Source organism: Rhodococcus sp. LB1 (genome assembly GCF_001583455.1).
Lineage (GTDB): Bacteria > Actinomycetota > Actinomycetes > Mycobacteriales > Mycobacteriaceae > Rhodococcus_F > Rhodococcus_F opacus.
The window spans coordinates 1-26,904 of record NZ_LTCZ01000424.1; the positions used below are offsets into that span (position 1 = coordinate 1).

Sequence of the window (26,904 nt, forward strand, 5' to 3'; positions counted from 1 at the left end):
CGTGCCGCACTCCCCGCACCGGAGGCTCCGGCGCGTCGATTCCGCGCCCCGGCAACCCCGTTCGAGTCCGTCGTCGCCGAGGTGTACGGCGACGTCCTCGGTGTCGATCGCGTCGGTGCCGACGACGACTTCTTCCGGTTGGGCGGAGATTCGCTGTCGGCCACCCGGGTCGTCGCCCGGGTCGATGCCGCTCTCGGCGTCGACGTCGGCGTGCACGCCCTGTTCGAGGCGCCGACCGTGACGGCTTTCGCGGAGCGCGCGGCGAAAGCGGGTGTGCTGACGCACCGGCCGGAGTTGCGGGCAGCGCCGCGCCCCGAACGCATTCCCCTGTCCCTGGCGCAGACCCGCATGTGGTTCCTCAACCAGTTCGACACCTCGTCGCCCGCCTACAACATCGCCATGGCGTTCCGGCTCACCGGCGCACTCGACCTCGGGGCACTGCGGGCTGCGGTGTCCGATGTGGTGAAGCGCCACGAATCGCTCCGCACCCGATTCCCGATGGCCGGCGACGAACCGGTGCAGGTGATCCTCCCTGCTGCCGATTCGGTGCCGGACCTGCCCGTCACGACGGTGTCGAGCGACGAGGAGTTGCGGGAACGGCTGTCGGCGGCGGTCTCGGAGGGGTTCGACGTCACTGGGCAGATCCCGTTGCGGGCCGCCGTGTTCGAGACGTCCGGCACCGATCGAGTGCTGCTGGTCGTGGTCCACCACATCGTTGCGGACGGCGTGTCGATGGTCCCGCTCGCGCGCGACATGATGGTGGCGTACACCGCGCGGGCGGGCGGGCACGCCCCGGAGTGGCACCCGCCCACGGTCCAGTACGCCGACTTCACGCTCTGGCAGCGTCAGCTCCTCGGGTCGGAGGACGATCCGCAGTCGATGGTGTCGCAGCAACTGGACTACTGGCGCACCACGCTGGCCGGCCTCCCTGCCGCCCTGGACCTGCCCGCCGACCGCCCGCGGTCGATGGAACGCACGCCCGACGGGAGCAGGGTCGGATTCGAGATCGACGCCGGTCTGCACCACCGGCTGCTGGCGACGGCGTCCACGCACCAGTCGACCGTGTTCATGGTCGCGCACGCCGCCCTTGCCGCCTTCCTCGCGAGGATGTCCGGTACCGAGGACATCGCCGTCGGCACCCCGGTCGCCGGGCGCGGCGAGGCCGCCCTCGACGACGTGGTCGGCATGTTCGTCAACACCGTGGTGCTGCGGACCGTCGTCTCCGACGCGAGCCGGTTCTCCGAACTGCTCGGGCAGGTGCGCGACGTCGATCTCGGCGCGTACGCCCACGCGGAGGTGCCGTTCGAGAAGGTCGTGGAAGCGCTCGATCCGCCCCGCTCGACGGCACACTCACCGCTGTTCCAGGTGCTGCTCGAGTTCCAGAACGTCGAACGCCCCGACCTTTCGCTGCCCGGCGTCGAGGTAGAGGGCATCGACCTCGGTGCGACGATCGCGAGGTTCGACCTGCAGCTGACGTTGTCCGAGGAGTACACGGACGACGGAACACCGGCAGGCATCACGGCCGGTTTCACCTACGCCACCGACCTTTTCGACGCCGAAACCGTCGCCGGCCTGGCCGACCGGTTCGTCCGGATGCTCGACATCGCCGTCACCGACCCGTCGATCAGGGTCGGCGACCTCGAGATCCTCGACGCCCTCGAACGGGACGAACTCGTGCCCATGCGCGGCTTTCCCGCGGCCGCGGAACGCACGCTGCCGGACGTCCTCACCGCGGGCGCCGCGCTTGCACCGGGGGCGACCGCAGTGTCGTGCGAAGGCGTCACCGTGTCATACCAGGAACTCGACGAGCGGTCGAACCGACTGGCCAGGGCGCTGATCCGTCGGGGCGCCGGCCCGGACGCCTTCGTCGCGATCGGCGTGCCGCGATCGATCGAATGGGTGCTGTCGGTGTGGGCGGTCGCGAAATCGGGGGCGGCGTACGTGCCGGTCGATCCCGCCCTGCCGCCCGCGCGCACCGGCGGCATGCTCGAGGATTCGGGTGCGGTGCTCGGGTTGACGGTGACGGCGCACCGCGACCGGCTGCCCGGGGTGGTGCCGTGGCTGCTGCTCGACGATCCCGAAGTGGCGACTGCGCATTCCGCAGACCCGATCTCCGACGCCGACCGCATCCGTCCGCTGCGCGTCGAGCACACCGCCTTCCTGCTCTACACCTCCGGTTCGACGGGAACACCGAAGGGCGTCGTGATCACGCACGGCGGTCTCGCGAATCTCGCTGTGGAGGAACGGGAACGGTTCGCGTCGATGCACGGTGCCCGGGTCTCGCACCTGGCGTCGCCGAATTTCGACGCGTCCGTGTTCGAACTGCTGATGGCGTTCGCCGTCGGCGCGACTCTGGTGATCGTGCCGCCGAGAATCTTCGGGGGAAGGGAACTGGCCGAACTGCTCGAGGCCGAGCACGTCACGCACGCCTTCTTCACACCCACGATCCTGGACACCCTCCGCCCCGAGGACCTCCCCTCCCTGCGGATACTCGCGATGGGGGGCGAACGGTTCCCACCCGAGTTGGCGGACCGCTGGACCCCGGGGCGCTTCGTCTTCAACGGGTACGGCCCGGCCGAGGCCACGGTCCAGACGACGATCAGCGAGGTGCTGTCACCCGACGAACCGGTGAACATCGGTGGGCCCGGCCGCGGCGTCGACGTGATCGTGGTGAACACCTGGCTGCAGCCCGTTCCGGTGGGGGTGATCGGGGAACTGTACGTCGCGGGGCCGGGGCTCGCGCGCGGCTACCACCGGCGTGCGGCGCTGACGGCCGCGTCCTTCGTGGCGAACCCGTTCGGCGAACCCGGCTCCCGCATGTACCGGACCGGCGACCTCGTGCGGTGGATCGAGGTCGGCAGGCTGGAGTATGTGGGACGCAACGACTTCCAGGTGAAGATCCGGGGACAGCGGGTGGAACTCGGCGAAATCGAATCGGTGCTGGCCCGCTGCGACGGCGTCGGCCGCGCGGCGGTCACCGTGCACAGCGGCGCCGGCGACCGGCTGGTGGGATACGTGACCGCCGAAGCCGGTGCGAGCATCGACACCGCCGAGGTACTCCGGTACGCCGGATCCCACCTCGCGCCGTACATGGTGCCCACCCAGCTGGTGGTGCTCGACCGGCTGCCCGTCGGCCGCACCGGCAAGCTCGACCGGCGAGCGCTACCCGCACCGGTGCTCGCGCCCAGAGAGTTCCGGGCACCCGCCACCCCGGTCGAGGAGGCGGTGGCGGAGGCCTTCGCCGACGTCCTCGGCATCGAACGGGTCGGAGCCGACGACGACTTCTTCGAACTGGGCGGGAACTCGCTCGTCGCGACCCGGGTGGCGTCCGCGCTCCGCGACCGGCTCGGCACCGACGTCGTGCTGCAATGGATCTTCCGCAACCCCACCCCGGAGGGCCTGGCTCGCCGCATCGTCGACCCGTCGGCGCTCGGAAGCATGCCGGCGGACGACGTGCTGAACGTCGTCGTTCCGTTCCGGGCATCCGGTGCGCAACCCGCGCTGTTCTGCGTGCACCCGGCGGGTGGACTCGCGCTGGGATACGCCGGACTGATGAAGTACGTCTCGCCCGACCGTCCGGTGTACGGGCTGCAGCTGCCGATCCTCAGCGGCGGAACGACGTTCGAGTCGATGGCGCAGCTCGCCCACCGGTACGTAGTCGAGATGCGCGCGGTGCAGCCCGAGGGGCCCTACCACCTGCTGGGCTGGTCCCTCGGCGGTGTCATCGCCCAGGCCGTCGCCGTCGAACTCCGTGAGTCCGGCGCCGAGGTCGGCACACTCGCGATGATGGACAGCTACGTCGCGGAGGGCGAAAACTTCGGTGACCTCGAGGTGAACGCCGAGGAGTGGCTGCACGGGCTGGGTGTCGAGTTCGAGGGCGAGGGCGACACCGGCATGTCGTACCGCGAGCAACTGGTCGAGATGCTCGGACGATCCTTCGGCCGCGACCCCGCGTTCGCGTCGACCCTCCTCGGTCGCATCAGCACCGGCCTGGAGAACTCGAAGCAGATCTCCACCGGATACCGGCCGCGAGTGTTCGACGGCGACCTGGTGTTCTTCAGCGCCGCGCAGTCCGCCGACGGGGAGGAAGGCGAACGGCCGTCGCCGAGCGTCTGGCAGCCCGCGATCACCGGCGTGATCGTCGAACACAAGGTGGAGTGCGACCACCTGCGGATGACCACACCGGAAGCCCTCGCGGTCATCGGGCCGATCCTGGAGCGCTCCCTGGGGTCACGCCCCGATCGCACTGCCGATGACGGGCCAGGACTCCCGTAACTCGGTCTCGAACAGCCCCCACGAATGCGTGCCCTGCGACAGATAGGCGAACGTGGCGGGAATCCCCAGCGAGTGCAGCCGCGACTGGAACGCGGCCGCACACACGTTGGTCACCATCTCGACGACGCTGCCGCCGATCGTCTGGGGCACCACCAGCACGGGGTCGTGGTTGTCGATGTTGCCGGGAAGTCCGTTGCCGCTCGAGACGAACAATTCTGTGCCGCGCAGACGTTCGGCATTCAGCATCGGGTCGTGTACCCGCCACCGCGGATCCACGGCAGAGCCCCACATGTTGGCCGCATTGCCGCCGCCCCGCAATTCCACCATCGACCGCACCATCGCCTGGCCCAGCAGTCCGCTCGTCGCGGCACACCCGCTGTACGAGCCGACGGCACGATAGAAACCCGGAGCCTGAATGGCAAGGTCGAGTACCGCGCCGCCCGCCATCGACACCCCGCCGATGGCGTTCGCCCCCGTGGTCGCGAAGCGGCTGTCGATGGCCGCGGGGAGTTCGGTCGTCAGGTACGTCTGCCACTTGTTCCGGCCGAGGACCGGGTCGTCGGCATCCCAGTCCGTGTACATGCTGTACTGGCCGCCGATCGGCATTACCACGTTGACGTGCTTGTCGGCGAAGAAGTCCCGCACACCGGTGTTGTTGAACCAGGAGATCCCGTCCGACCCGCCGCCGATCCCGGTGAGCAGGTAGAAGGTGGGCGCCGGAGCGCCCGATGCGGGAGAGATGACGTCGTTGGCCACCCACCGGCCCATCGACTCCGAATACACGTCCACCCTGGTGATGCGGGGCTCGGCGGACGCCGACGGCGGGCCGAGCACCGCCCACACGGATACGACCAGCAGCATCACCGCCGGTACACGCAGAGAGATCGCGGATCGCAGAGCTTCGAACGGTCGCATGGACGCCCCCTGGCTGTGGCCTGCCCTTCCAATCTAGGACTGCGGGGTACCTGCTTGGTGCGGTTCCAGCGAACCGGTGTAAAGATGATTCGGTGACCGACAACGACCGGCCCGACGAACGTTTCACCCTCGCAAGCGAGCGGACGTTCCTCGCCTGGATGCGGAGTTCGCTTGCACTTCTGGCCGGTGGCATCGCGATGATCCACCTGGTCCCCGAATTCAGCACGGGGTGGGTGCGGACGACCCTCGGCCTGATCCTGATCGGTCTCGCCGCAGCCGCGGCCCTCGTCGGCATGCGGCGGTGGTCGCAGGTCGAGAAGGCCCTGCGCGACGGAGCACCGATGCCGCCGCCCCACGAGTTGTGGCTGTTCGCGGTGACACTGACGGTGGTGGCACTGGGAGCGGCGCTCGCCAGCCTGGTGGCCGCGCTCTAACCTGCAGAAGAGGTTTGCATCTCGCGAACCGGACGTGAAGACGAAGGAGTACACGGTGGCCCACGAACTCAAGCTCGGTTACAAGGCGTCCGCGGAGCAGTTCGGTCCGCGGGAGTTGGTGGAGCTGGGTGTTCTGGCGGAGGCACACGGTATGGATTCGGCGACGGTGTCGGATCATTTCCAGCCGTGGCGGCACGAGGGTGGTCATGCGCCGTTCTCGCTGGCGTGGATGACGGCGGTCGGGGAGCGCACCGAGCGGTTGCAGTTGGGGACGTCGGTGATGACGCCGACGTTCCGGTACAACCCGGCGGTGGTGGCGCAGGCGTTCGCGACGATGGGGTGTCTGTATCCAGGGCGGATCATGCTCGGGGTGGGTACCGGAGAGGCGCTGAACGAGATCGCGACGGGTTTCGCGGGTCAGTGGCCGGAGTTCAAGGAGCGGTTCGCGCGGCTGCGGGAGTCGGTGCGGTTGATGCGGGAGCTGTGGCTCGGCGATCGGGTCGATTTCGAGGGCGAGTACTTCACCACGAAGGGGGCGTCTATCTACGACGTGCCCGAGGGTGGGATTCCGGTGTACATCGCCGCCGGTGGTCCGGTGGTGGCCCGGTACGCCGGTCGTAGCGGTGACGGGTTCATCTGCACGTCCGGCAAGGGCATGGAGTTGTACACGGAGAAGCTGATGCCGGCGGTCGCGGAGGGCGCGGAGAAGGCGGACCGTGATGTGGCGGAGATCGACAAGATGATCGAGATCAAGATTTCGTACGACACGGATCCGGAGTTGGCGCTGGAGAACACCCGGTTCTGGGCGCCGTTGTCGTTGACGCCGGAGCAGAAGCACAGCATCGATGATCCGATCGAGATGGAAAAGGCGGCGGATGCGTTGCCGATCGAGCAGGTGGCGAAGCGGTGGATCGTGGCGTCGGATCCGGATGAGGCGGTGGCGCAGATCCGCCCGTATCTCGATGCGGGGTTGAACCACCTGGTGTTCCACGCTCCCGGCCACGATCAGAAACGGTTCCTGGAACTTTTCGAGCGGGATCTGGCGCCGCGGTTGCGGGGGTAGGCGGCTTCGCCGCCCGTGCGTGGTTAACGAGTGCAGGGACTCGTCAACCACTCACGGGCCCGAAGGGCCTCACAGCATGTTCACGCGCTTGTAGAGGTGCCGGGAAGGACCGCCCAGCAGATCGGCGTCGTCCAGGAACCGCATGAGCGGCTGCGAACTCTCGCGAATCTTCTCGGCCCGGAATCGGTTGTTCTTCGCCTCGCGGAGCGCACGTTCGGTGTCCAGTCCGGCTGCCGCGTAGACGGCGGGATTGATCATGCTGGAGACGATCAGATTGGACGCGATAGCGATGCAGGCGCGGCTCGCAGCACGGTGCGCCTTGCTCATGCCCTGGGCCCGTCGCAGGGTCTCCTCCCGGGCGAAGCGCATGTGCCGGGCTTCTTCGACCACGTGAATCTTGCTGGTGACGCGGACGATCGGCTGGACGCGTGTGTCCTTCATCCAGTCGCGCTGCATGACGTCGAGGATCTCCTCGGCGACGAGAATGCCGGCGTACGCGACCTCTCCCGAGGCGAGCGCCTTGAACCCGCGACCCAGTGTGACCACCGACTTGCGCGGAACGTAGGAGGGGCAACCGAACTTCTCGGCGGTGCGCGCGAACATCACCGAGTGCCTGCACTCGTCGGCCACCTCGGTCAGCGCGAACTGGAAGTGGGCCTGCGATGCGTCCTTGGCGTACATGTCCCGGATGACCATCTGCTGAAGGATCATCTCGAACCAGATTCCGGTGCCCATGATCGAGGACACCTCGTGCTTCGTCAGCGTGATCTGCTGTTCGAACGTCATCTCGTCCCACATCGGCGTTCCGTACAGCGAGGACCACTCTGGGGTGAGGCCGTACAGGTCGTCGGGGACCGGCGCGTCCCAGTCCACCTCGACGGTCGGGTCGTACGACATGCGTGCGGAGGACTGGAGAAGCCGGGCGCCGGTGTCCTGGCGATCCGTGATCTTCGGATTGCGGAGAGCGAGCGTCGAGCGTGCCATGAAATCCTCCATGTCAGTGTGACTAGCGGTTACACCTAATCATGTCGAAGATTTATCTTGACGTCAATGGCTCTGGTGTACAAATAGTGGACAACTTGCGGGTAGTTCTTCGGGCGTCAAGGCCTCGGTGATGATCCCCACAACTGCGACCCAAGGCTTGCTCAAAATTTGCCGATCGTCTGTAGTGAGTTCTCGGCAGCGGGCCCGGATGATCCCTTGCCCTGGCATCACCCTGCAGAAAGCGGAATGAACCCATGTCTGATCAGAAGAGTGCCGCCCAGCCCCACAGCCTCGACGTCGTCGTCGGCGCTCGCGTTCGGGTCCGCCGCGACTCCGACGCTCCCGCGCCCGGTGTCGTGATCGAGGATTTCGCGGACCTGTCCCAGTCGGAGGGACTCCTCGGACGTGATTGGGCACCCGTGCACCGCTGGGCCGTCGCGCTGGACGACGGACGCCTCGTGTTCGCCGACGACGGCGAACTCGACCCCGAGACCGACGCGCCGCAGGCGGCGCGCGGCTGATTCAGCCGAGTCCGGCGGCGATCTCCCGGAGTTGCTCGACAGTGCCTGCGGCGATGGTTCGCACATGTTCGGTGACGGCGGAAATCGGCCAGTCCCACCACGCGATCCGCACCAGTGCGGCGATCTCGGATTCCGAATAGCGGTCCTTGATGTGGACGGCCGGATTCCCGCCCACGACGGCATAGTCCGGCACGTCCCGCGTCACCACCGAACCGGTCGACACGATCGCGCCGTGTCCGATGCGGACGCCAGGCATGATCGTCGCGTCGCCTCCGATCCACACGTCGTTGCCGACGACGGTGTCGCCGCGCGACGGTAGATCCGCGAGCAGATCGGCGTGCTGGGCCCACGACCCGCCCATGATCGGAAACGGGAACGTCGAGACTCCGCTCATTCGATGATTCGCGCCGTTCATGATGAACGTGGTCCCGGTCGCGAACGCGCAGAACTTGCCGATGATCAGCCGGTCCGGCCCGTAATGGTGCAGAACATTGCGCGTTTCGAACTCGTCCGCGAACTCGGGATCGTCGTAGTAGCTGTACTCCCCGACCTCGATCAGTGGATTCTCGATCAGAGGTTTGAGGAGGACCACCCGAGGCTGACCCGAAACGGGATGCAGGGTCATCGGATCCGGTGCGGCATTCGTGGGCAACTACTTCTCCATTCCTCGGCGCAGTCAGGTTTGCGCGATCTCCTGTATAGCGCCGTACGGTCCTGTGCCGCACTCACTTTTGCCGGGGTGTGGCTATTGCCATTGTTCACGAACTCTTGCTAGTGTCGAACATGTATTCGAACGACCTTGGGGGAGGTTGGTTGTGGGGGAATTGGTGGCAGCGGATCTGGAGGAGTTGCGTGCGTTCACGGCGCGGCTGCGATGCGTCGAGGCGGGTGGGGACGCCGGGGTGGGGATCGAGTGGCTCGGACGGCGTCGCGACGAGTATTCGCGAGGACCGCAGGGCTCGGGGGTTACCGCGGGCGGAGTGGGACCGGGGCATCGCGTCGCAGATTGCGTTGGCCCGCAGGGAATCCCCGAACCGCGGCGGGCGGCACCTGGGGTTCGCACAGGCTCTGGTGCACGAGATGCCGCACACCCTGGCCATGTTGCGGACCGGGCGGTTGAACGAATGGCGAGCCACCCTGTTGGTGCGGGAAACAGCCTGCCTGTCGGCGGCCGATCGGGGCATCGTGGACCGCCGGTTGTGTTCGGACCCGGCCATTCTCGACGGGGTCGGGGACCGCGGTCTGATCGCACGGGCGAAGGCGCTGGCCGTGGAACTCGACGCCGTAGCGGTCGTGGTGCGGCGGCATCGTAAGGCGGTGTCCGAACGTCGGGTGACGACCCGGCCGGCGCCGGATTCGATGGCGTATCTGAGTGTGCTGATGCCGGTGGAGCAGGCCGTCTGCCTGCGGGCCACGCTGGGGCGGGATGCGGACAGTTTGATCGCGACCGGGGACAGTGGTGGCCGCACGCATCGGTGGCGTCGGGTGTTCCGGTGGCGGTGAATCTGGTGCTTTCCGACGAGACCTTGCTGGCCGGCGGGCACGAGGCCGCGCAGTTGCAGGGGCTCGGGCCGGTGCCGGCGGGGATCGCGCGGCAGCTGGTGGCCGACGCCGCCGATGGTGACACCGAGACGTCGCTGCGGCGGGTGTATTCGTGCCCGCAGTCGGGGGCGCTGACCGCGATGGAATCGCAGTCCCGCACGTTCCCGAAGAGCCTGAGACAGCTGATCGACCTGCGGGGCCGGACGTGCCGAACCCCGTGGTGCGATGCGCCGATCCGGCATCGCGACCACATTCGCTCACGCCGAGAGTCCGGTGCCACGTCGGCGGACAACGGGTCCGGGCTGTGCGAGGCGTGCAATTATGCGAAGGAAGGCGACGGATGGTCCGCCCGCGCAGTCGACAACCCCGGCGGCACCCACCTCATCGACGTCCGCACCCCGACCGGGCACCACTACCGGTCGGCGGCGCCACAGCTCCCGGCCCCGGCACGGCGCTCGGCTCACGAGGCGGTGAGAGCGAACACCCGCATCGTGCGGTTCGTTCGATGCTCGTAGACGCCGTAGACGCGCACCATCTCGTCGAATTCGCGATAAATCCGTGTCCGCTCCGGTTCGGCGAGGAGAGTCGCGGTGACGGGGATGTCCTTCCCGCCGATCGTGACCTTCGCGTTCGGCTGGGCGAGAAGGTTCCCGGACCACGCCGGGTGGTGATCTTGCCCGAAGTTGCTGCCCACGACGAAGATCTGCTCACCCTCGCGGTAGTACAGGAGCGGGCTCGTCCGTGGTGCGCCCGACTTGCGACCTGTGGTGGTCAGCAGGACTACCGGTGCGGCGATCGGACCGAGGATCGTGAAGCGTCCCCTGGTCTTCTGGAGGAGCCGGCGGTCGACTCCGGCGAGTTTCCGGATCAGCAACGATCCGGGTCGGGTGGCGGCAAATTTGGCCGCGGGTTCGCGGAGGAAGCTGTTCTCGCTGCCCCATCGGACGTCGGGGAAGGGTGATTCGGCCATACGTCATCTGACCGCCGGGCGGGTGCGCTGTCAATCGCCCTGAGCCGGTGGCCGGATACGCTATGGCCATGGCTGCGCCAGCGACACCCTCACCCGTGAATCCGCCCGCACGTCCTCAGCCGTCGAGCGTCTACATCGCCTCACCGGAGGGGGACACCGGCAAGTCCACCATCGCGCTGGGTGTGCTGCAGATGCTGTGTGCGTCCGCGGCGAGGGTGGGCGTCTTCCGTCCCATCGCCCGATCGACGCAGGAAACCGACTACATCCTCGAGTTGCTCCTCGAGCACACCACGGCCGACATCGGGTACGAGGAGTCCCTGGGGGTCACATACGAGCAGGTCCACGCCGATCCCGACGGCGCGCTCAGCGAGATCGTCTCCCGGTATCACCAGGTGGCGGCGCAGTGCGATGCCGTCGTGGTGATCGGCAGCGACTACACCGACGTGGCCAGCCCCAGCGAACTCGGCTACAACGCCAGGATCGCCGTGAACCTCGGCGCCCCGGTGTTGCTCGCCGTGAAGGGAGCGCGGCGCACCCCCGACGAGATCGCCCAACTAGCCCAGCTCGCCATCGGTGAACTGACCGCTCACCACGCCCACCTGCTGGCCGTGGTCGCCAATCGGTGCGACCCCGACCAACTCGATGCGGTCACCGACGCGTTGGCGGTCACCGGTGTGCCCGCGTGGAGCCTGCCCGAGATCCCCCTGCTGGTCGCACCGACCATGGCCGAACTCCTCGAGGCGATCGACGGCAGCCTGTTCAGTGGCGACCCCGAGCTCCTCCACCGGGAGGCCCTGCGGGTGATGGTGGGCGGAATGACGGCGGAGCACATTCTCGAACGGTTGACGGAGGGCACGGTGGTGATCGCCCCGGCCGACCGTTCCGACGTGCTGCTGGCGATGGTGAATGCGCATGAGGCCGAGGGATTCCCGTCGCTGGCGGGCATCATCATGAACGGCGGGCTGATGCCGCACCCGGCAATCGCGAAGCTGATGGCCGGCCTCAAGCCGCGGTTGCCGATCCTCACCACCGGACTGGGCACGTTCGACACGGCCAGCGCGGCCGCGCAGACCCGTGGCCGGGTGGCGGTCGGTTCGCAGCGCAAGATCGACACCGCGCTGAGTGTCATGGAACTCCGGGTGGACGCACCCACACTGCTGGAGCGGTTGAAGCTGCCGATCCCGTCGGTGGTGACTCCGCAGATGTTCGAATACCAGCTGATCGACCGCGCCCGCCGCGACCACAAGCACATCGTGCTCCCGGAGGGCGACGACGACCGCATCCTCCGCGCGGCGGGGAGACTGCTGCAACGGCAGGTGGCGGAGCTGACGATTCTCGGCGACGAGGTGCAGGTGCGTCGCCGCGCGGCGGAACTCGGCGTCGACCTCGGTGACGCGCAGGTACTCGACCCCCGGACGTCCGAACACGCGGGTCCGTTCGCCGAGGAGTACGCGCGGCTCCGCGCCCACAAGGGCATGACCGTGGACCGTGCCCGCGAGGTGATGACCGACATCTCGTACTTCGGAACCATGATGGTGCACTCGGGAATCGCGGACGGCATGGTCTCCGGTGCCGCGCACACCACGGCGCACACCATCCGGCCGTCGTTCGAGATCATCAAGACGCAGCCGGGGGTGTCCACGGTGTCGAGTGTGTTCCTGATGTGCCTGTCCGATCGGGTGCTCGCGTACGGGGACTGCGCGGTGGTGCCCGACCCCACGGCCGAACAGCTGGCCGACATCGCGATCTCGTCGGCGCAGACGGCGTCCCAGTTCGGCATCGATCCGCGTATCGCGATGCTGTCGTACTCGACCGGCGACTCCGGCAGCGGCGCGGACGTCGACAAGGTGCGCTCTGCGACGAAACTCGTCCGCGAGCGTCGCCCGGACCTGTTGGTGGAAGGCCCCATTCAGTACGACGCTGCCATCGAGCAGAGCGTGGCCGACAAGAAGATGCCCGATTCGGCGGTGGCCGGGAAGGCGACGGTCTTCATCTTCCCCGACCTCAACACCGGGAACAACACGTACAAGGCCGTGCAGCGCAGCGCCGGCGCCATCGCCGTCGGGCCGGTGTTGCAGGGCCTCAACAAACCCGTCAACGACCTCTCCCGGGGGGCGCTGGTCGAGGACATCGTGAACACCGTGGCCATCACCGCGATCCAGGCGCAGGGAGCAGAGCAGTGACCGAGGGGTCTGTACTGGTAGTCAATTCCGGTTCGTCGTCGATCAAGTTCCAGCTGATCCACCCGGACACCGGTAAGTCCTCGGCGTCCGGTCTCGTCGAGAGGATCGGGGAACCCGAGGGGCGCATCGTCTATCACCACCGCACCGGATTGGCGGAGCGCCACGTTCACATCGCCGACCACCGCGCCGGGCTGAAGATGGTGTCGGACATCGTCGCCGAGGTGGGTCGGCCTCTGCGGGAGGCGGGGATCGTCGCGGTCGGCCATCGCATCGTCCACGGCGGCGACGTGTTCTTCGAACCCACGATCATCGACGACGCAGTGGTGCAGTCCATCTCGGACCTTTCGGCCCTTGCGCCGCTGCACAATCCGGCGAACGTGATCGGGATCGAGGTGGCGCGGGAGGAGTTGCCGGACATCCCGCACGTCGCGGTGTTCGACACCGCGTTCTTCCACACCCTGCCCGCGGGGGCGTCGACGTATGCGATCGACCGGCAGGTCGCGAAGGAGCACTCCATCCGGCGGTACGGCTTCCATGGCACGTCGCACCAGTACGTGTCGGCGCGCGCGGCCGAGTTCCTCGGCAGGGACCTGTCCGAGCTGAACCAGATCGTCCTGCACCTGGGGAACGGTGCCTCGGCGTCCGCGATCCGCGGGGGCCTGGCCGTCGACACGAGCATGGGGCTGACCCCGCTCGAGGGACTCGTTATGGGCACGCGGTCCGGGGACGTCGATCCCGGCGTCATCCTGCACCTGCACCGCAGCGGGATGGGTGTCGATCAGATCGACGACCTCCTGAACCGGCACTCCGGACTCAAGGGCCTGTCGGGGGTCAACGACTTCCGGGCGCTCCTGACGCTCGTCGGCCAGGGCGACGAGGCTGCGGCGTTGGCGTACGACGTGTACGTGCACCGACTCCGCAAGTACATCGGCGCCTACCTGGTGGAACTGGGCGGCGTCGACGTCATCACGTTCACCGGGGGAGTCGGCGAGAACAACGTCGACGTCCGCCGCGACAGCCTGGCCGGGCTGGGGCGCCTCGGCATCGTCGTCGACGACGACCGCAACCGCGCGGATTCCCGGGATGCGCGCCGTATCTCGGCGGACGAGTCCGACGTTCAGGTGCTGGTCGTGCCCACCAATGAGGAGTTCGCGATCGCCCGTGCGGCGGTGGAGCTGATCGGCGCCTGAGCGTTACAGCAGGCTCTTGGGCCGGATGGTGTTGGCCAGATCCACCAGCGTGTACCGGTGAGTGCGCTCGGGGGCGTTGCGGGCCAGCGCCCGCAGGCCGGCCTCGGCGCCCTTGCGTAGTCCCCGTTCGGTGAACGGCACACCGAGGATCTGCTCGAGTTCCGTCGCCGAGGTGTGACCGGCACGCATCCAGTCCAGTGCGGTGCCCAGTACGAGCGTGCGCATCTGCAGTGCCCGGCTCTCCTCGGGTGCGAGCGCGGCGACACGGAGTGCGGCCTCCCGGAGGGCCGATTCGTCGATCTCCTCGATCGGCTTGCCGGACAACAGCATCAGCACGCTCGTCATCCGGGCCATGGTGAAGTGCCGGGACGTCGCGGGAACCTGATCGAGGGCGGTGATGGCACCGGGCAGATCTCCGCGTTCGGTGAGTTGCCGCGCCAGACCGAATGCCGCACTCACCATGCTGTGGTCGGTCCGCCACACCGTCCGGTAGTACTTCTCGGCGAACGTCCGCCACTGGTGGGGGTCGGAGCTCTCCCAGTGCTGCAGAATCAGTTCGGCGGTGGCGGCGAGCGCAAGTTTGGGTGCCGTCTCCCCGGGCATCGCCTGCAGTACGGATTCGAAACGGGAGAACGCCGTCTCGTAGTCGCCGTCGATGAGCGTCGCGAGTCCGGCGTACCAGTCGACGCGCCAGTTCCCACCCATGTCTCCCTCCACGTCGCGGAGGAGTTCGGTGGCGGTGGCGGCGTCACCGAGATCGAGGTGCGCCTTGATCTCGGCGAGCGTGAGTTCCCGGGAGAACGACACGTCCAGGTCTCCGACGACCCGTTCGATCCCGTTCTCGCGCGCGTGCCGAATGGAATCCAGCGTCTGCTGCGGCTCGCTGTGCACCGCGGCGGCCAGGAGCGGGGCGTTGGGATCGGTCGGGTCGATCAGGGGTACCGCCAAAGCCTGCGCCACCGACTGCGGATCGAGATTTTCGTCCCGTTCGACGCCGTCGACGTACACGTCGGTCTGCTCGACGGCCTCGTCCGTGCCGAAAGTCGTTCTCTGCTTGCTGAACACGGTCGACAGTCCGGGATGCTCCTCGCCGGTCTGCTGCGCGAGCACCTCCCGCAGCACCGCTGTGAGCTGACCCGCCATCTCCTCGGCCGACGCGAAACGCCTGCTCGGATCGGGGTCGGTGGCGCGCAACAGGAGTCGGTGGAAGAACTCGTATTCCGCGAGGAGCGGCGCCTGCTCGGGGGACGGGATCCCGTCGAGGTACCGGCCCTTGTCGGACGGCATGTCGAGCGTCAGCACGGCGAGTGTGCGCCCCACCGTGTAGATGTCGGATGCCACGGTCGGGCCGGTCTTGACGATCTCCGGCGCCTGAAACCCGGGCGTGCCGTACAGGTAGCCGTAGTCCTCGATGCCCGCGACGGCACCGAGGTCGATCAACTTGAGGGCATCCTCGGTGACCATCACGTTGTCGGGTTTGAGGTCGTTGTACACCAGACCGGTGGAGTGCAGATACGCCAGTGCGGGAAGGATTTCGAGCACGTAGGCGATGGCCTGCTCGACCGGCATGCGTTCGGGCTTCGCGTGCGTCGACAGGACGTCCCGCAGCGAGTGACCGCCCACGTACTCCATCACGATGTACCCCATCGGGGTCCCGTCCGACCGGGGATGCTCCACGAAGTTGAAGATCTTCACGATGCTCGGGTGGGCCACCTCGGCGAGGAACTGGCGTTCGGCCACCGCCACGGCCTGAGCCTCGGCGTCGCCGAAGTGCAACAGGCCCTTGAGAACCACCCACCGGTCACTGACGTTGCGATCGATGGCCAGATAGATCCAGCCGAGGCCGCCGTGCGCGATGCAGCCCTGTACCTCGTACTGGCCGCCGATCAACTCGTTCGGGCCGAGAAGCGGCCGGAAGTCGTACGTGGCTCCGCAGTTGGGGCACAGACCGAACTCGGAGCCCTCGGACGTGGCGCCGGTGCGGCCCACCGGCTTGTTGCACTTCCAGCAGAAGCGCTTGCTCTCGGGGACTTTCGGCTCGGTCATCACGGCGGACGCCGGGTCGAGTGTCTTCACGACGGGAACCTCGACGAGACCGCCGCCGAGACGCAGGCGCTGCCCGGACCGGGTGCGCGGTGAGCGCGTCGAGCGGCCGGTGCCGGACGCGCCGGACGGCCGGGACGTCGGTGCCGCCTGGGTGGCCGGACCCTCGTCCGGTTCTTCCCGGACCGCGGCCTGCGTGGCGTCCTCTTCCGGCTCCCGGACGGCGGCCTGGGTGGCGATGTCCGGGTCGGTGGACTCCGGATTCTGCGAATGCTGCGGCATGCGTCCCCTCAGTCCTGGTACACGGCGGACGGCGGGGCGGGGGACGGCCCCAGCATCGACAGCCACTGGTCGTACATCCTGGTCCAGGTACCGTCGCGGCGGATGCGTTCGAGCGTGCCGTTGACGAACCGCACCAGGTCCTCGTTCGACTTGGTGATGCCGACGCCGTACGGCTCGGCGCCCATGCTGTCTCCGACGATCTCGAGATAAGGGTCCTGGGACGCCAGACCGGCGAGGATCGTGTCGTCGGTGCTCACCGCATCGACCTGCCGCTGTTGCAGGACCACCAGGCAATCCGACCACATGGGGACCGTCAGGATGTCCGCGGTGGGCGCCACCTGCTGCAACCGTGTCAGCGACGTCGTGCCGCGGACGACGCAGACCCGTTTCCCGTCCAGGTCGGCGGCGCTGCGGATCGGGGAGCCCTTCACGACGAGAACCCGCTGCTGCGCCTCGAAGTACTCGGAGGAGAACGCCACCCGTTCCTTCCGGTCGCAGGTGATGGTCATCGTCTTGGCCACGATGTCGACCATCGACTCCTGAAGTGCCTTCTCACGATTCGCCGACGTGAGGATGCGGTACTCGAGCCGGTCCGGATCGCCGAACAGGTCCCGCGCGATCTCCCGGGCCACGTCGACGTCGAAGCCCTGGATGGCACCGGTCGCCGGATCGCGGAAACTCATCAGATTGCTGCCCGTGTCGAGGCCGACGACGAGACGCCCCCGCGCGCGGATGGCGTCGACCGTCGGCATCGGTGGTGCGGCGTCGGTGTCGGGGAACGGGCGCAGGCTCGCGGTGGGATCGCCGCAGTCCTTCTCGGGAGTCGGCGGCGCAGCGCTGGTCTCGGGCGCCGGCGTCGCGGCCGCGGGAAGCGGGGGCTCGGTGTACGACACGCTCGGCGATCCGACGTGCTCGGGACTCGACTCGGCGCACCCGCCGATCAGCAAGGCGGCCGCCACGAGCACCAGCGCGATCCGGCGCCGCCTCACTGATATTCCCTCAATCGAGGCCACAGCCCGATGATAATTCCGCCGAACGTGATCAGCGTCAGGACGAGGGCACCGGAACCGAGCGCGGTCAGCACCCGGGCCGCGGATTCGACGTTCGACCGCAGCCGGTCGCGGGCGGTGCCGATTCCGTCGGTGAGCGCGTCGTCGACGGCGGTGAACTGAGCCGCGGAATCCGAAGGTCCCGGTCCGATGGCGACCATTGCCGCCGAGACGAAGTCGCCCTTGGCGAGGATCTCGTTCATGCGGTCGTGTGCCGAAGACCAGCGCGTCCATGCCTCCTGCGCCCGCGCCACCTCGTCGTGGCCAACCGCGCGGTCGCCGTCGTGGGGGTAACTCGACAGCAGGGTGTCGAGCTGACCGGACTTGTCTTCGAAGACGGCGTCGTAGTCACCGTTCGAGTCGCGGCGGACCAGTTTGAGGGTCTCCTCGGTGCGCGCCTGCTGGGCCAGGATGCGGGCCGCTGTCAACTCGTGCATCGGGCGGGCGCCCTCGGTCAGCGCCCGCTTGGTGTCGAGGGAGGAGATCAACCCGGCGACCAGCATCCACGCCAGGAGGATCGCCGTGCACGACGACGCCACGATCAGCCCGAGATTGAACGTGCGCCGGCTGAGCCTCGCGATGACGATCTGGGCGACGATCAACGCGACGAGTGCGACGAGGATCAGGATCAGCGCCAGCCAGGGCGGACGGGAGTAATCCCGCTGCGTGTCCGCGACGTCGGCTTCCTGCTGGGCGTGCAACTGCTGCGCCATCGGCAGCATGCTCGTCTGCATCAGCGTGGACGCCTCGCTGAGATAGGCCGCGCCGACCGGATGACCGGTGCGATTGTTGGCGCGCGCGGTCTCGACGAGACCGGAGTAGACGCTGAGGTCGGTGGAGATGGAGGCGAGCAGGCGGCGGCTGTCCACGTCGCTCGCCGCGAGACCGCCGGACGCGTACACGAGGTCGGCGGAGGCGGTGCCGATCGCCTGCGCGTAGGTGTCCCGGAGTTCGGGCGGTTCGAGACCGCCGGAGATGAACGCCGTCGTGGCCGCGGCGTCCGCCACGGACAGGGCGCTGTAGAGGTTCTGTGCCGAGAACGACAGCGGTTCCGTTTCCGCGAGGACGCTGTCGAGGGTGGCTTCCCTGCTGTTCACCGTCGAGGCGGCCACGAACCCGGCGGTGAGGGTGAGCAGGACCAGGAGGGCGCCGAGGGCGGTGAGTTTCGCGGGAGTCGACTCCAGGAACGCGCGCAGTTCCTTGCGGCGCGCCACCGCGGGGTCGACGTCGTCGTCCGCTGCGGCAGACAATGCGCGGCTGCCGTGGGGTTCGATCGACGGTGCCACACGCAGAACCACCTCGCACCCCTCCCGTGTCATGGCCGCACCTTGTGGGGAGCATATAAGCAGCGGTCGGTTCACGACTGCCGACGGGCAGTTCCGGAAGAAACCGTTAGTGTGAGGGAACTGCAGGGAGACCCATCAGGTCGGACAGGGGTAGTCGATGCGTGGTGACGGTGACGGTTGGGCAACCGGGCCGGACGGCAGTCGTCATTGGGGCAAGCACGGTGCGGCCGGGTTGTTGCTGCGTGCGCCGCTCCCCGACGAGACGCCTGCCGTGCTGCTACAGCACCGTGCGGTCTGGAGTCACCAGGGCGGTACGTGGGCGTTGCCCGGCGGTGCCCGGGACAGCCACGAGACCACCACCCACGCCGCGGTGCGCGAGGCCCACGAGGAAGCCGGCATCGAGAGCGCGGCCATCCGTGTCCGCACCGAGGTCGTCACGATGAAGGCCGCGAGCGGCTGGAGTTACACCACGGTGATCGCCGACGCCGAGCGCCCACTGCCCACCGTCGCGAACGGCGAGAGCACCGAACTGCGCTGGGTGCGGGAAACCGACGTCGCCGGGTTGCCGCTGCACCCGGGATTCGAAGCGGGGTGGCCGCAACTGCGCACCACCGAGGTGCGATTGCTGCTCGACCGGCACGACGTGCTGGGTGAACGCGGCGCGCTGGCGCAGTTGTCGAAGGCACTGCCCCGCACGGTGCACCTGCCCGACGGCACCTACGGGTGGTTGCCGCGCGTCGAGGTGCTCGAGGCCCTGGACGCCGTCGGCCGCCTCGCCGAACCGGCCGGCCACGGCACCACGCTGGGAACGGTGACGGCGATCGTCACCACCGATCCCGACCTGATCGAACAGTTGCCGGCCACCATCGTGGTCCTGCCGCCCGCCACGGTGCTGGACTGGCTGGATCAGCCCTAACTACGCGTTCTGCTGCAGCAGAGCGGACAGCGAGCGCGCGGCGGCCTGCGGATCGCGGGCCTCGGTGATGGCCCGGACGACGACGATGCGGGAGGCACCCGCGGCGAGGATCTCCGGAACCCGGGACTCGTCGATGCCGCCGATCGCGAACCACGGGCGGTTCGGCTCCGAGTCGGCGGTCGATCGCACCAGATCGATGCCCGACGCGGTCCGTCCGGGCTTGGTGGGGGTGGCCCACACCGGTCCGGTGCAGAAGTAGTCGACGCCGTCCTCGATCGCCGCCAGGCTGGCCTGGGCGCGGCTGTGGGTGGAGCGGCCGATCAGGACGTCGGAACCCACCACGGTCCGTGCGTACGGGACGGGCAAGTCGCCCTGGCCGAGGTGCAGCACGTCGGCCCCGGCCGCCAGCGCCATGTCGGCGCGGTCGTTGACCGCGAGCAGCGCCCCGTGCCGCCTGGCCGCGGCCGCGAGCACCGACAGCGCCGCCAGTTCGTCCCGGGCGTCCATCGTGCCGAACTTCTTCTCTCCGGCCGAGCCCTTGTCGCGGAGCTGGATGATGTCGACGCCGCCGGACAGTGCGGCCTCGGCGAACTGCGCCAGGTCGCCCTTCTCGCGCCGAGCATCGGTGCACAGGTACAAACGTGCTGTTCCGAGGCGGCGCCGACGGTCCGTGAGGTTGCTGTGATGCGAGGTGGTCACGGCATGACGGTAGCCTCTACGGTGAAAGTGCAACACGGGAGTCCCGGGGAACGTGGGGCTGAGAGGGGCTCACGCCGAGCCCGACCGTCATACCTGACCCGGATCATGCCGGCGCAGGAAGTGAGGTGGAGTTCAATGGCGAGATCGGTATCCGTCGTCGGAGGCGGAGTGATCGGCCTGTCCATTGCGTGGCGAGCAGCCCGCAACGGGTGGTCGGTACGGCTGTACGACCCGTCGATAGGTTCGGGGGCGTCCTGGGTGGCGGGCGGCATGCTCGCCCCGTTGTCCGAGGGCTGGCCCGGCGAGGAGAGCGTCCTCGAACTGGGGAGCGCATCGCTCGACCGGTGGCCCGAATTCGGGAAGGAACTCGAGGCCGGAGCCGGCGTCGCGTTGTTCACGTCGGAGAGTTCGCTCACCGTCGCGCTGGACGGCGCCGACGCGGAGGACCTGCGGACCATCGCCGAATGGGTGGGCGCCCAGGGGCGGGACCTGCAGATCCTGGGCCGAGCCGAAGTCCGGGCCCTCGAGCCGATGCTGGGTCGCGGAGTCCGGTTGGGACTTTTGGCCGTCGACGAACTGGCCGTGGACAACAGGCTGCTGTTGCAGGCGTTGCAGCGGTGCGCCGTCGACGCCGGCGTGGAGCTGATCGGGGAGGCCGTGCACAGCCTCGACCGGCTCGGCACCGACCAGATCGTCGTCACCGCGGGCATCGCGTCACCGGCCCTGTGGCCCGGGCTTCCGGTTCGCCCGGTGAAGGGCGAGATCCTGCGATTGCGCTCGCGTCCCGGGGTGACCCCCGCGCCGGGCCGCACCATCCGCGGCAGCGTCCACGGCAGGCCCGCCTACCTGGTGCCGCGTGCCGACGGCATCGTCGTCGGTGCCACCCAGTACGAGTCGGGCAACGACACGCAGGTCACGATGGCCGGTGTGCGCGACCTGATCGCGGACGCCGAGGCCCTGATGCCCGCCATCGGCGAGTACGAACTGTATGAGACCTCGGCGGGTCTGCGTCCGATGACCCCGGACAACCTGCCGCTGATCGGCCGGGTGTCCGATCGGGTCGTGGTGGCGACGGGACACGGCCGTAACGGCATCCTGCTCACCCCGGTGACCGCCGACGCGACGGTGGCATTGTTGGAGGGCTCGGCACTGGTCGAGGCGAAAGCCGCCGACCCCGAACGTTTCGAGAAAGTAGCGAGGTAGAGATGAGTGAGCAGCAAGTAGTGGTGCCGATCGGCATCAGCGTCAACGGCGAGGACCACGAGTTCACGGAACCGTTGACCGTCACCGGGCTGCTGGAGGTGCTGAACCTGCCCACCAAGGGCATCGCGGTGGCAGTGAACGGCGCCGTGTTCCCGCGCGCCCGGTGGGACGAGCTCGTGGTCCGGGGCTGGGAGATCGAGATCCTCACGGCGGTGCAGGGTGGCTGACGCGACGCCCGGCGTGCAGAAGGGCCTCACGATCGCGGGCCGCACGTTCGGTTCACGGTTGATCATGGGCACCGGCGGCGCCGCCAACCTCACGGTGCTCGAAGAGGCGCTCGTCGCGTCCGGCACGGAGCTGACCACGGTCGCGATGCGCCGCGTCGACGCCGCAGAAGGCACCGGTGTGCTGGACCTGCTGCGCCGGCTCGACATCGCCCCGCTGCCCAACACCGCGGGGTGTCGCGGTGCAGCCGAGGCGGTGCTGACGGCGCAACTCGCCCGTGAGGCGCTCGAGACCGACTGGGTGAAGCTCGAGGTCATCGCCGACGAGCGCACCCTGATGCCCGACGCGATCGAGTTGGTCAGCGCTGCAGAGCAACTGGTCGACGACGGATTCGTCGTCCTGCCGTACACCACCGACGATCCGGTTCTGGCCCGCAGACTCGAGGACGTCGGGTGCGTGGCCGTGATGCCGCTGGGTTCGCCGATCGGCACCGGGCTCGGTATCGCGAACCCGCACAACATCGAGATGATCGTGGACGGTGCGGGGGTGCCCGTCATCCTCGACGCCGGCATCGGGACCGCAAGCGACGCCACCCTCGCGATGGAACTCGGCTGCGATGCGGTGTTGCTGGCCACGGCTGTGACCAGGGCGAAGGACCCGGCACTCATGGCGTCGGCGATGCGCGGGGCCGTGGTGGCGGGGTACGAGGCACGTCACGCAGGCCGCATTCCCAAGCGGTTCTGGGCGCAGGCGTCGTCGTAGTCCTCGGGGTCGCGTCGGGGTCCGGCTCAGGGTCCGACCGGTACCAGGGGACGAGTCGGGAGTAGACCTGCGGCCGATGCGCGCCGGCCGCAGGTTCCGGCATCCTTCTCCTCATGATTGAAGTGAGGGGACTGACAAAGACCTTCGGTGCGACGAAGGCGGTGGACAACCTGACGTTCAACGTGAAGCCGGGTATGGTCACCGGCTTCCTCGGCCCGAACGGTGCAGGCAAATCGACGACGATGCGCATGATCCTCGGGTTGGACCGCCCCACGGCGGGCAGCGCGTTGATCGACGGCAAACCGTACAGCGACCTGGTGCAACCGCTGCGGACGGTGGGGGCTCTGCTCGACGCGAAGTGGGTGCACCCCAACCGCTCGGCCCGCGCCCACCTGCAGTGGATGGCGGCGTCCAACTCGCTGCCGAAGAGCCGGGTCGACGAGGTGCTGCACCTCGTCGGGCTCACCGAGGTGGCCGGGAAGAAGGCAGGCGGGTTCTCGCTCGGCATGTCCCAGCGACTGGGCCTGGCCGCCACGCTTCTCGGCGACCCGAAGGTGCTGCTGTTCGACGAGCCGGTGAACGGGCTCGACCCGGAGGGCATCGTCTGGATCCGGAAGTTCATGCAGCGCCTCGCGGCGGAGGGACGCACCGTGCTGGTGTCGAGCCACCTGCTGTCCGAGATGGCGCTCACCGCAGAACATCTGGTGGTCATCGGCCGGGGGCGTCTGATCGCCGACACCACCGTGTCCGAGTTCGTCAGCAAGTCCTCGGAATCGACGGTGCGCGTGCGGAGCCCACAGCTGGACGCGTTGCGTAGCGCGCTCACGTCCAACGGACTCACCGTGCGCGAGGACGGATCCGACGGGCAGCAGGCGCTCGTCGTGGTGGATTCGTCGACGGACGTCGTCGGCGGGATCGCCGGTTCGCAGGGCATCGTCCTGCACGAGTTGGCATCTCAGCGCGGATCGCTGGAGGACGCCTTCATGAAGTTGACCGGAGACGACGTGCAGTACCACGCAGAGGGCGTCGAAGATGTGATGAGGGGTGCACTGTAATGGCTGTTCTCAATGCCGAACGGATCAAGATCACGTCGACGAGGTCGCCGTGGTGGTGCACGGTCATCATCATCGTGCTGGGCCTCGGCCTCGCCGCAGTCATCGGGCTGAGTGCGAAGGCCAGCATCAACTCCTTCAACAACCAGATCGCGGACGGTAAGCAACCGGATTTCGATCCGTTCCTGCCGCAGATGTCGGACGCGGTCGGTGGTGTCTCCGGATTCGGCGTACTGGTCCTGATGATCCTCGCGGCACTCGCCGTGACCAGCGAATACCGGTTCGGCGTCATCCGGACCACGTTCCAGGCCATCCCGAACCGGGCGTCCGTCCTCATCGCGAAGGCGGGTCTGATCGGCGCGTTCGGCGCGGTGCTGACATTCGTGCTCACGTTCGGCGCGTACGCCATCGCGAAGGCGACCGCGGGTGACGAGGCGGGAGCGGCGCTCACGCTGTCGGGTGACGACGCCTGGCGGTCGATCTACGGCGTCCCGATCTACGCGTTCCTGTGCGTGGTTCTGGCCGTCGGCGTCGGCACGCTGCTGCGCCAGTCGGCGGGCGCGATCGCCCTGCTGCTGCTGTGGCCGCTGCTGATCGAGAGCCTGTTCAACCTGTTCGGCTCGTTCGGCTCGAAGATCATGCCCTTCCTGCCGTTCCTCAACGCCAACAACTTCCTGGGGGCGCCGCAGGGGGTCGAATTCCACTGGGGCCCGTGGGGCAGCCTGGTCTACTTCGCGGTGTTCGTCTTCGTGATCTTCGGGGCCGGCCTGGTGGTCGTCAACAAGCGCGACGCCTGACACCCGATACAGTACTTTCGCCCCGCTCCTCCGCCAGGTGATCGTCGGGAGACCTGGCTGAGGGTGACGGCGGGGCGGGAGCCTGTGGGCCGGTGCGAAATCCATTCGCGCCGGCCCACAGGTGCTTCTGCGTTAGGCTCCCGACATGCGACTACGGGGTGCCTTCACAGTCGGAGTGGCCGGTGCGATGGTCTTGGCCGGGTGCTCGTCGACGAGCGAACCCGATTCGCCGCCGGTCGATGCGAGCGCTCTCGCAGCCTCGGTCACCGAGGGCGGTGTGGTGGGGCACCTGGAGCAACTGCAGACGATCGCCGAGAACAACAACGGCAACCGCGCGGCCGGAACCTCCGGCTACGACGCCAGCGTCGATTACGTCGCACAGGTGCTGGAAGACAAGGGCTTCGACGTCGAGACCCCGGAATTCGAGTTCCACAACTTCGACGTCCGGACGGAGGCGCTCAGGTCCGGCGACCGTGACTTCGAGGTGCGTGCTCTGGCGTATTCGCCGTCCACCGGTCCGCACGGGATCACCGCCCGCCTGGTGCCCGCCCCGAAGGACGAGAGTCCGGGATGCGAGGTCACCGATTACGACGGCCTCGACGTGACCGGGGCGATCGTCCTCGTCAACCGCGGGGTGTGCCCGTTCTCGGCCAAGCAGCAGTTCGCGGCCGAGCGCGGCGCCGCAGGCGTGATCGTCGTCAACAACGAGGACGGGCCGATGAGCGGCGGAACTCTCGGCGACCCGGACGTGGGCAAGGTACCCACGGGCGGAGTGAGCAAGGCGGACGGCGCCGCACTCGAGCAGGCCGGCGGTGACGTCACCCTCACCCTCGACACCGCCACCGAGTCGAGCACCGCTCGCAACGTCATCGCCCAGACGAAGACCGGTTCGGCCGAGGACGTCGTGATGGTCGGCGCCCACCTGGACAGCGTCCCGGACGGTCCCGGCATCAACGACAACGGCACCGGCGTCGCCGCGACCCTCGAAACGGCCGTGCAACTCGGCGGTTCGCCCGACGTCGACAACGCGGTGCGCTTCGCGTTCTGGGGCGCGGAGGAGTTGGGTCTGCTCGGTTCGGAGGCCTACGTGAACAGCCTCAGCGAGGACCAGCGGAACGACATCGCGCTGTACCTGAACTTCGACATGCTCGGTTCCGAGAACGCCGGCTACCTGGCGTACGACGGCGACAACTCCGACAACGTCGGCGAGGGGCCCGGACCCGAGGGTTCCGCGGGCATCGAGCGCACGTTCACCGAGTTCCTCCAGAGCAACGGTGTCGTCGCGGACGGCACGGACTTCGACGGCCGATCCGACTACGGTCCGTTCATCGAGCACGGCATCCCCTCGGGCGGCGTGTTCAGCGGCGCCGACGAGACGAAGACCCCCGAGCAGTCGCAGAAGTGGGGCGGCACCCCGGATGTGGTGTACGACGAGAATTACCACAGCGCGACCGACACCCTCGAGAACGTGAACCGGGCCGCGCTCGCCGAGAATGCCGCGGCGGTCGCGTACGCCGTCGGGGTGTACGCGGAGTCGCTCGCCGGGCCGAACGGTGTCCCCACCGGCGCGGACCGGGAGAAGGCGCGGGCGGCGGAGTGATGTCCGATTCGTCACGAGTTTGTGCATGTGACGCTGGGTTACCCTTACTCCCGTGAGCGACGACCCGGCCGAAGAGATCAGTGCCGAACTCGACGCTGCGCAGACACCGAAACGAGGCGACAAGGTTTTGGGCTGGATGGGATCGGTGAACCGGCAACCACAGCTGATCGAAGGGCTGCGGAGGGTTCGCCGCGCGCTGCCCGGTGATCCCGCGTTCGGCGATCCCCTGTCGACGGCGGGCCCCGGCAGCGCACGGGCCATCGCCCGCGTCGCCGATCGGTTCCTCGACCATCAGCCGGGCGCGTCCCGCGAGATGAGCCTCGGCGCGCTGCAGGTGTGGCAGGCGCTGCTCGAGCGCACCGGACGCGGCCGGGGAACGCAGGAAGTGACCATAATGTTCACCGACCTGGTGGGATTCTCCAGCTGGTCGCTGCCCGCCGGTGACAGCGCCACCCTCGCCCTGCTGCGCGACGTCGCCCGAGCCGTCGAGACCCCCATCGTCGACCGCGGCGGGCACGTGGTGAAGCGCCTGGGGGACGGCGTGATGGCCGTCTTCCCCAGCCCGGACCGTGCGATCGACGCCGTCTTCGCCGCGCAGGAGGCGCTCGCGGAGGTGGAGGTGGACGGCTACCGCCCCCGCATGCGCGTCGGCATCCACACCGGCGTGCCCCGGCAGATCGGCAGCGACTGGCTCGGCGTGGACGTGACGATCGCGGCGCGCATGATGGAACTGGGCGGCGACGGCAACGTGATGGCGTCGTCCGCCACGCTGGAGAGTCTGCAGCCGGGCACCCTCGACGAACTGGGTGTCGGCGTCAAACCGTGGCGACGCGCCTTCTTCGCCCCCGCGCCCAGCGGGGTGCCCTCCGACCTCGGTATCTGGCGGTTGCGGCTCCGCCGCCCGTGAGTACTT

At 68.3% G+C, this 26,904-nt stretch carries 22 protein-coding genes, 1 pseudogene and 1 riboswitch; of the genes and pseudogenes, 15 read left to right on the plus strand and 8 right to left on the minus strand.

The annotated features are described in order from the left end of the window. The coding region (locus AZG88_RS44020; RefSeq protein ID WP_061701227.1) for a non-ribosomal peptide synthetase at positions 1–4,275 on the plus strand (4,275 nt) is incomplete at its 5' end. On the opposite strand, the gene AZG88_RS44025 is transcribed toward AZG88_RS44020, so the two are convergent. After that, positions 4,231–5,190, minus strand: coding sequence for an alpha/beta hydrolase (locus AZG88_RS44025; RefSeq protein ID WP_061701228.1), 960 nt, complete (start codon positions 5,188–5,190; stop codon positions 4,231–4,233). The genes AZG88_RS44020 and AZG88_RS44025 overlap by 45 nt on opposite strands. 92 nt (positions 5,191–5,282) lie before the next feature. Between AZG88_RS44025 and AZG88_RS44030 the strand changes: the two genes are divergently transcribed. Both AZG88_RS44030 and fgd read left to right on the plus strand, forming a co-directional pair. Continuing rightward, positions 5,283–5,624 (plus strand): YidH family protein, encoded by a 342-nt coding sequence (locus tag AZG88_RS44030; RefSeq protein WP_005264833.1) that lies wholly within the window; start codon positions 5,283–5,285, stop codon positions 5,622–5,624. Between the two features lie 55 nt (positions 5,625–5,679). After that, positions 5,680–6,687: a glucose-6-phosphate dehydrogenase (coenzyme-F420) gene (gene fgd, locus AZG88_RS44035; protein WP_061701237.1), complete on the plus strand. Its 1,008-nt coding sequence runs from the start codon at positions 5,680–5,682 to the stop codon at positions 6,685–6,687. A 69-nt stretch (positions 6,688–6,756) separates the two neighbouring features. Here fgd and AZG88_RS44040 read toward each other — a convergent pair whose 3' ends face one another. Next, positions 6,757–7,671 (minus strand): AurF N-oxygenase family protein, encoded by a 915-nt coding sequence (locus AZG88_RS44040; protein WP_005251692.1) that lies wholly within the window; start codon positions 7,669–7,671, stop codon positions 6,757–6,759. A gap of 254 nt (positions 7,672–7,925) precedes the next feature. Here AZG88_RS44040 and AZG88_RS44045 point away from each other — a divergent pair, with 254 nt between their 5' ends. Further along, a complete protein-coding gene (locus AZG88_RS44045; protein WP_061043573.1) occupies positions 7,926–8,192 on the plus strand; it encodes a hypothetical protein in 267 nt (88 codons plus the stop codon). A gap of 1 nt (position 8,193) precedes the next feature. Here AZG88_RS44045 and AZG88_RS44050 read toward each other — a convergent pair whose 3' ends face one another. Continuing rightward, positions 8,194–8,817, minus strand: a complete 624-nt coding sequence (locus tag AZG88_RS44050; RefSeq protein WP_063819621.1) for a CatB-related O-acetyltransferase — start codon at positions 8,815–8,817, stop codon at positions 8,194–8,196. A 190-nt stretch (positions 8,818–9,007) separates the two neighbouring features. Here AZG88_RS44050 and AZG88_RS44055 point away from each other — a divergent pair. Further along, positions 9,008–10,249, plus strand: a pseudogene (locus tag AZG88_RS44055) (HNH endonuclease). On the opposite strand, the gene AZG88_RS44060 reads toward AZG88_RS44055, so the two are convergent. After that, positions 10,195–10,704 carry a nitroreductase/quinone reductase family protein gene (locus tag AZG88_RS44060; RefSeq protein ID WP_005251697.1) on the minus strand — a complete coding sequence of 170 codons (510 nt, stop codon included), beginning with the start codon at positions 10,702–10,704 and terminating at the stop codon, positions 10,195–10,197. The pseudogene AZG88_RS44055 and the gene AZG88_RS44060 sit on opposite strands and share 55 nt — an antisense overlap. Before the next feature lie 62 nt (positions 10,705–10,766). Here AZG88_RS44060 and pta point away from each other — a divergent pair, with 62 nt between their 5' ends. Beyond that, positions 10,767–12,887 (plus strand): phosphate acetyltransferase, encoded by a 2,121-nt coding sequence (gene pta, locus AZG88_RS44065; RefSeq protein WP_061701229.1) that lies wholly within the window; start codon positions 10,767–10,769, stop codon positions 12,885–12,887. Continuing rightward, positions 12,884–14,077: an acetate kinase gene (locus AZG88_RS44070; RefSeq protein ID WP_061701230.1), complete on the plus strand. Its 1,194-nt coding sequence runs from the start codon at positions 12,884–12,886 to the stop codon at positions 14,075–14,077. Before pta ends, AZG88_RS44070 begins: the two co-directional genes overlap by 4 nt. Before the next feature lie 3 nt (positions 14,078–14,080). Here the strand turns inward: AZG88_RS44070 and AZG88_RS44075 are convergent, their stop codons facing one another. Genes AZG88_RS44075 through AZG88_RS44085 form a run of 3 tightly spaced genes read right to left on the minus strand, consistent with a single transcriptional unit; the run spans position 14,081 to position 18,770 of the window. Continuing rightward, complete coding sequence (locus tag AZG88_RS44075; RefSeq protein WP_061701231.1) at positions 14,081–16,402, minus strand: serine/threonine-protein kinase; 2,322 nt, start codon at positions 16,400–16,402, stop codon at positions 14,081–14,083. Positions 16,403–16,410: 8 nt separating this feature from the next. Beyond that, on the minus strand, positions 16,411–17,391 hold the full coding sequence (locus AZG88_RS44080; protein ID WP_082833640.1) for a glutamate ABC transporter substrate-binding protein: 981 nt from the start codon (positions 17,389–17,391) through the stop codon (positions 16,411–16,413). Beyond that, on the minus strand, positions 17,388–18,770 hold the full coding sequence (locus AZG88_RS44085; protein ID WP_061701232.1) for a hypothetical protein: 1,383 nt from the start codon (positions 18,768–18,770) through the stop codon (positions 17,388–17,390). Before AZG88_RS44085 ends, AZG88_RS44080 begins: the two co-directional genes overlap by 4 nt. Positions 18,771–18,894: 124 nt before the next feature. Here AZG88_RS44085 and AZG88_RS44090 point away from each other — a divergent pair, with 124 nt between their 5' ends. Continuing rightward, positions 18,895–19,653: an NUDIX hydrolase gene (locus tag AZG88_RS44090; RefSeq protein WP_005251707.1), complete on the plus strand. Its 759-nt coding sequence runs from the start codon at positions 18,895–18,897 to the stop codon at positions 19,651–19,653. On the opposite strand, the gene thiE is transcribed toward AZG88_RS44090, so the two are convergent. Continuing rightward, positions 19,654–20,352, minus strand: a complete 699-nt coding sequence (gene thiE, locus AZG88_RS44095) for a thiamine phosphate synthase (protein WP_005264846.1) — start codon at positions 20,350–20,352, stop codon at positions 19,654–19,656. Between the two features lie 24 nt (positions 20,353–20,376). Continuing rightward, a riboswitch (TPP riboswitch) is annotated at positions 20,377–20,489 on the plus strand. On the opposite strand from thiE, the gene thiO reads away from it, so the two are divergent. The 7 genes from thiO (at position 20,488) to AZG88_RS44130 (ending at position 26,898) form a co-directional block, all read left to right on the plus strand. Continuing rightward, positions 20,488–21,555 carry a glycine oxidase ThiO gene (gene thiO, locus AZG88_RS44100; RefSeq protein ID WP_061701233.1) on the plus strand — a complete coding sequence of 356 codons (1,068 nt, stop codon included), beginning with the start codon at positions 20,488–20,490 and terminating at the stop codon, positions 21,553–21,555. Its footprint overlaps the riboswitch before it by 2 nt. A gap of 2 nt (positions 21,556–21,557) precedes the next feature. After that, positions 21,558–21,782, plus strand: coding sequence for a sulfur carrier protein ThiS (thiS, locus tag AZG88_RS44105; protein ID WP_005251712.1), 225 nt, complete (start codon positions 21,558–21,560; stop codon positions 21,780–21,782). Beyond that, positions 21,775–22,542, plus strand: a complete 768-nt coding sequence (locus AZG88_RS44110; RefSeq protein WP_061701234.1) for a thiazole synthase — start codon at positions 21,775–21,777, stop codon at positions 22,540–22,542. Before thiS ends, AZG88_RS44110 begins: the two co-directional genes overlap by 8 nt. 113 nt (positions 22,543–22,655) lie before the next feature. After that, positions 22,656–23,597, plus strand: coding sequence for an ABC transporter ATP-binding protein (locus AZG88_RS44115; RefSeq protein WP_005251715.1), 942 nt, complete (start codon positions 22,656–22,658; stop codon positions 23,595–23,597). Next, positions 23,597–24,391, plus strand: coding sequence for an ABC transporter permease (locus tag AZG88_RS44120; RefSeq protein WP_005251717.1), 795 nt, complete (start codon positions 23,597–23,599; stop codon positions 24,389–24,391). The genes AZG88_RS44115 and AZG88_RS44120 overlap by 1 nt, the downstream gene beginning before the upstream one ends. Before the next feature lie 145 nt (positions 24,392–24,536). Continuing rightward, positions 24,537–25,991: a M20/M25/M40 family metallo-hydrolase gene (locus tag AZG88_RS44125; protein WP_197488037.1), complete on the plus strand. Its 1,455-nt coding sequence runs from the start codon at positions 24,537–24,539 to the stop codon at positions 25,989–25,991. Positions 25,992–26,043: 52 nt separating this feature from the next. Next, positions 26,044–26,898 (plus strand): adenylate/guanylate cyclase domain-containing protein, encoded by an 855-nt coding sequence (locus tag AZG88_RS44130; protein WP_061701236.1) that lies wholly within the window; start codon positions 26,044–26,046, stop codon positions 26,896–26,898. Positions 26,899–26,904 lie beyond the last annotated feature (6 nt).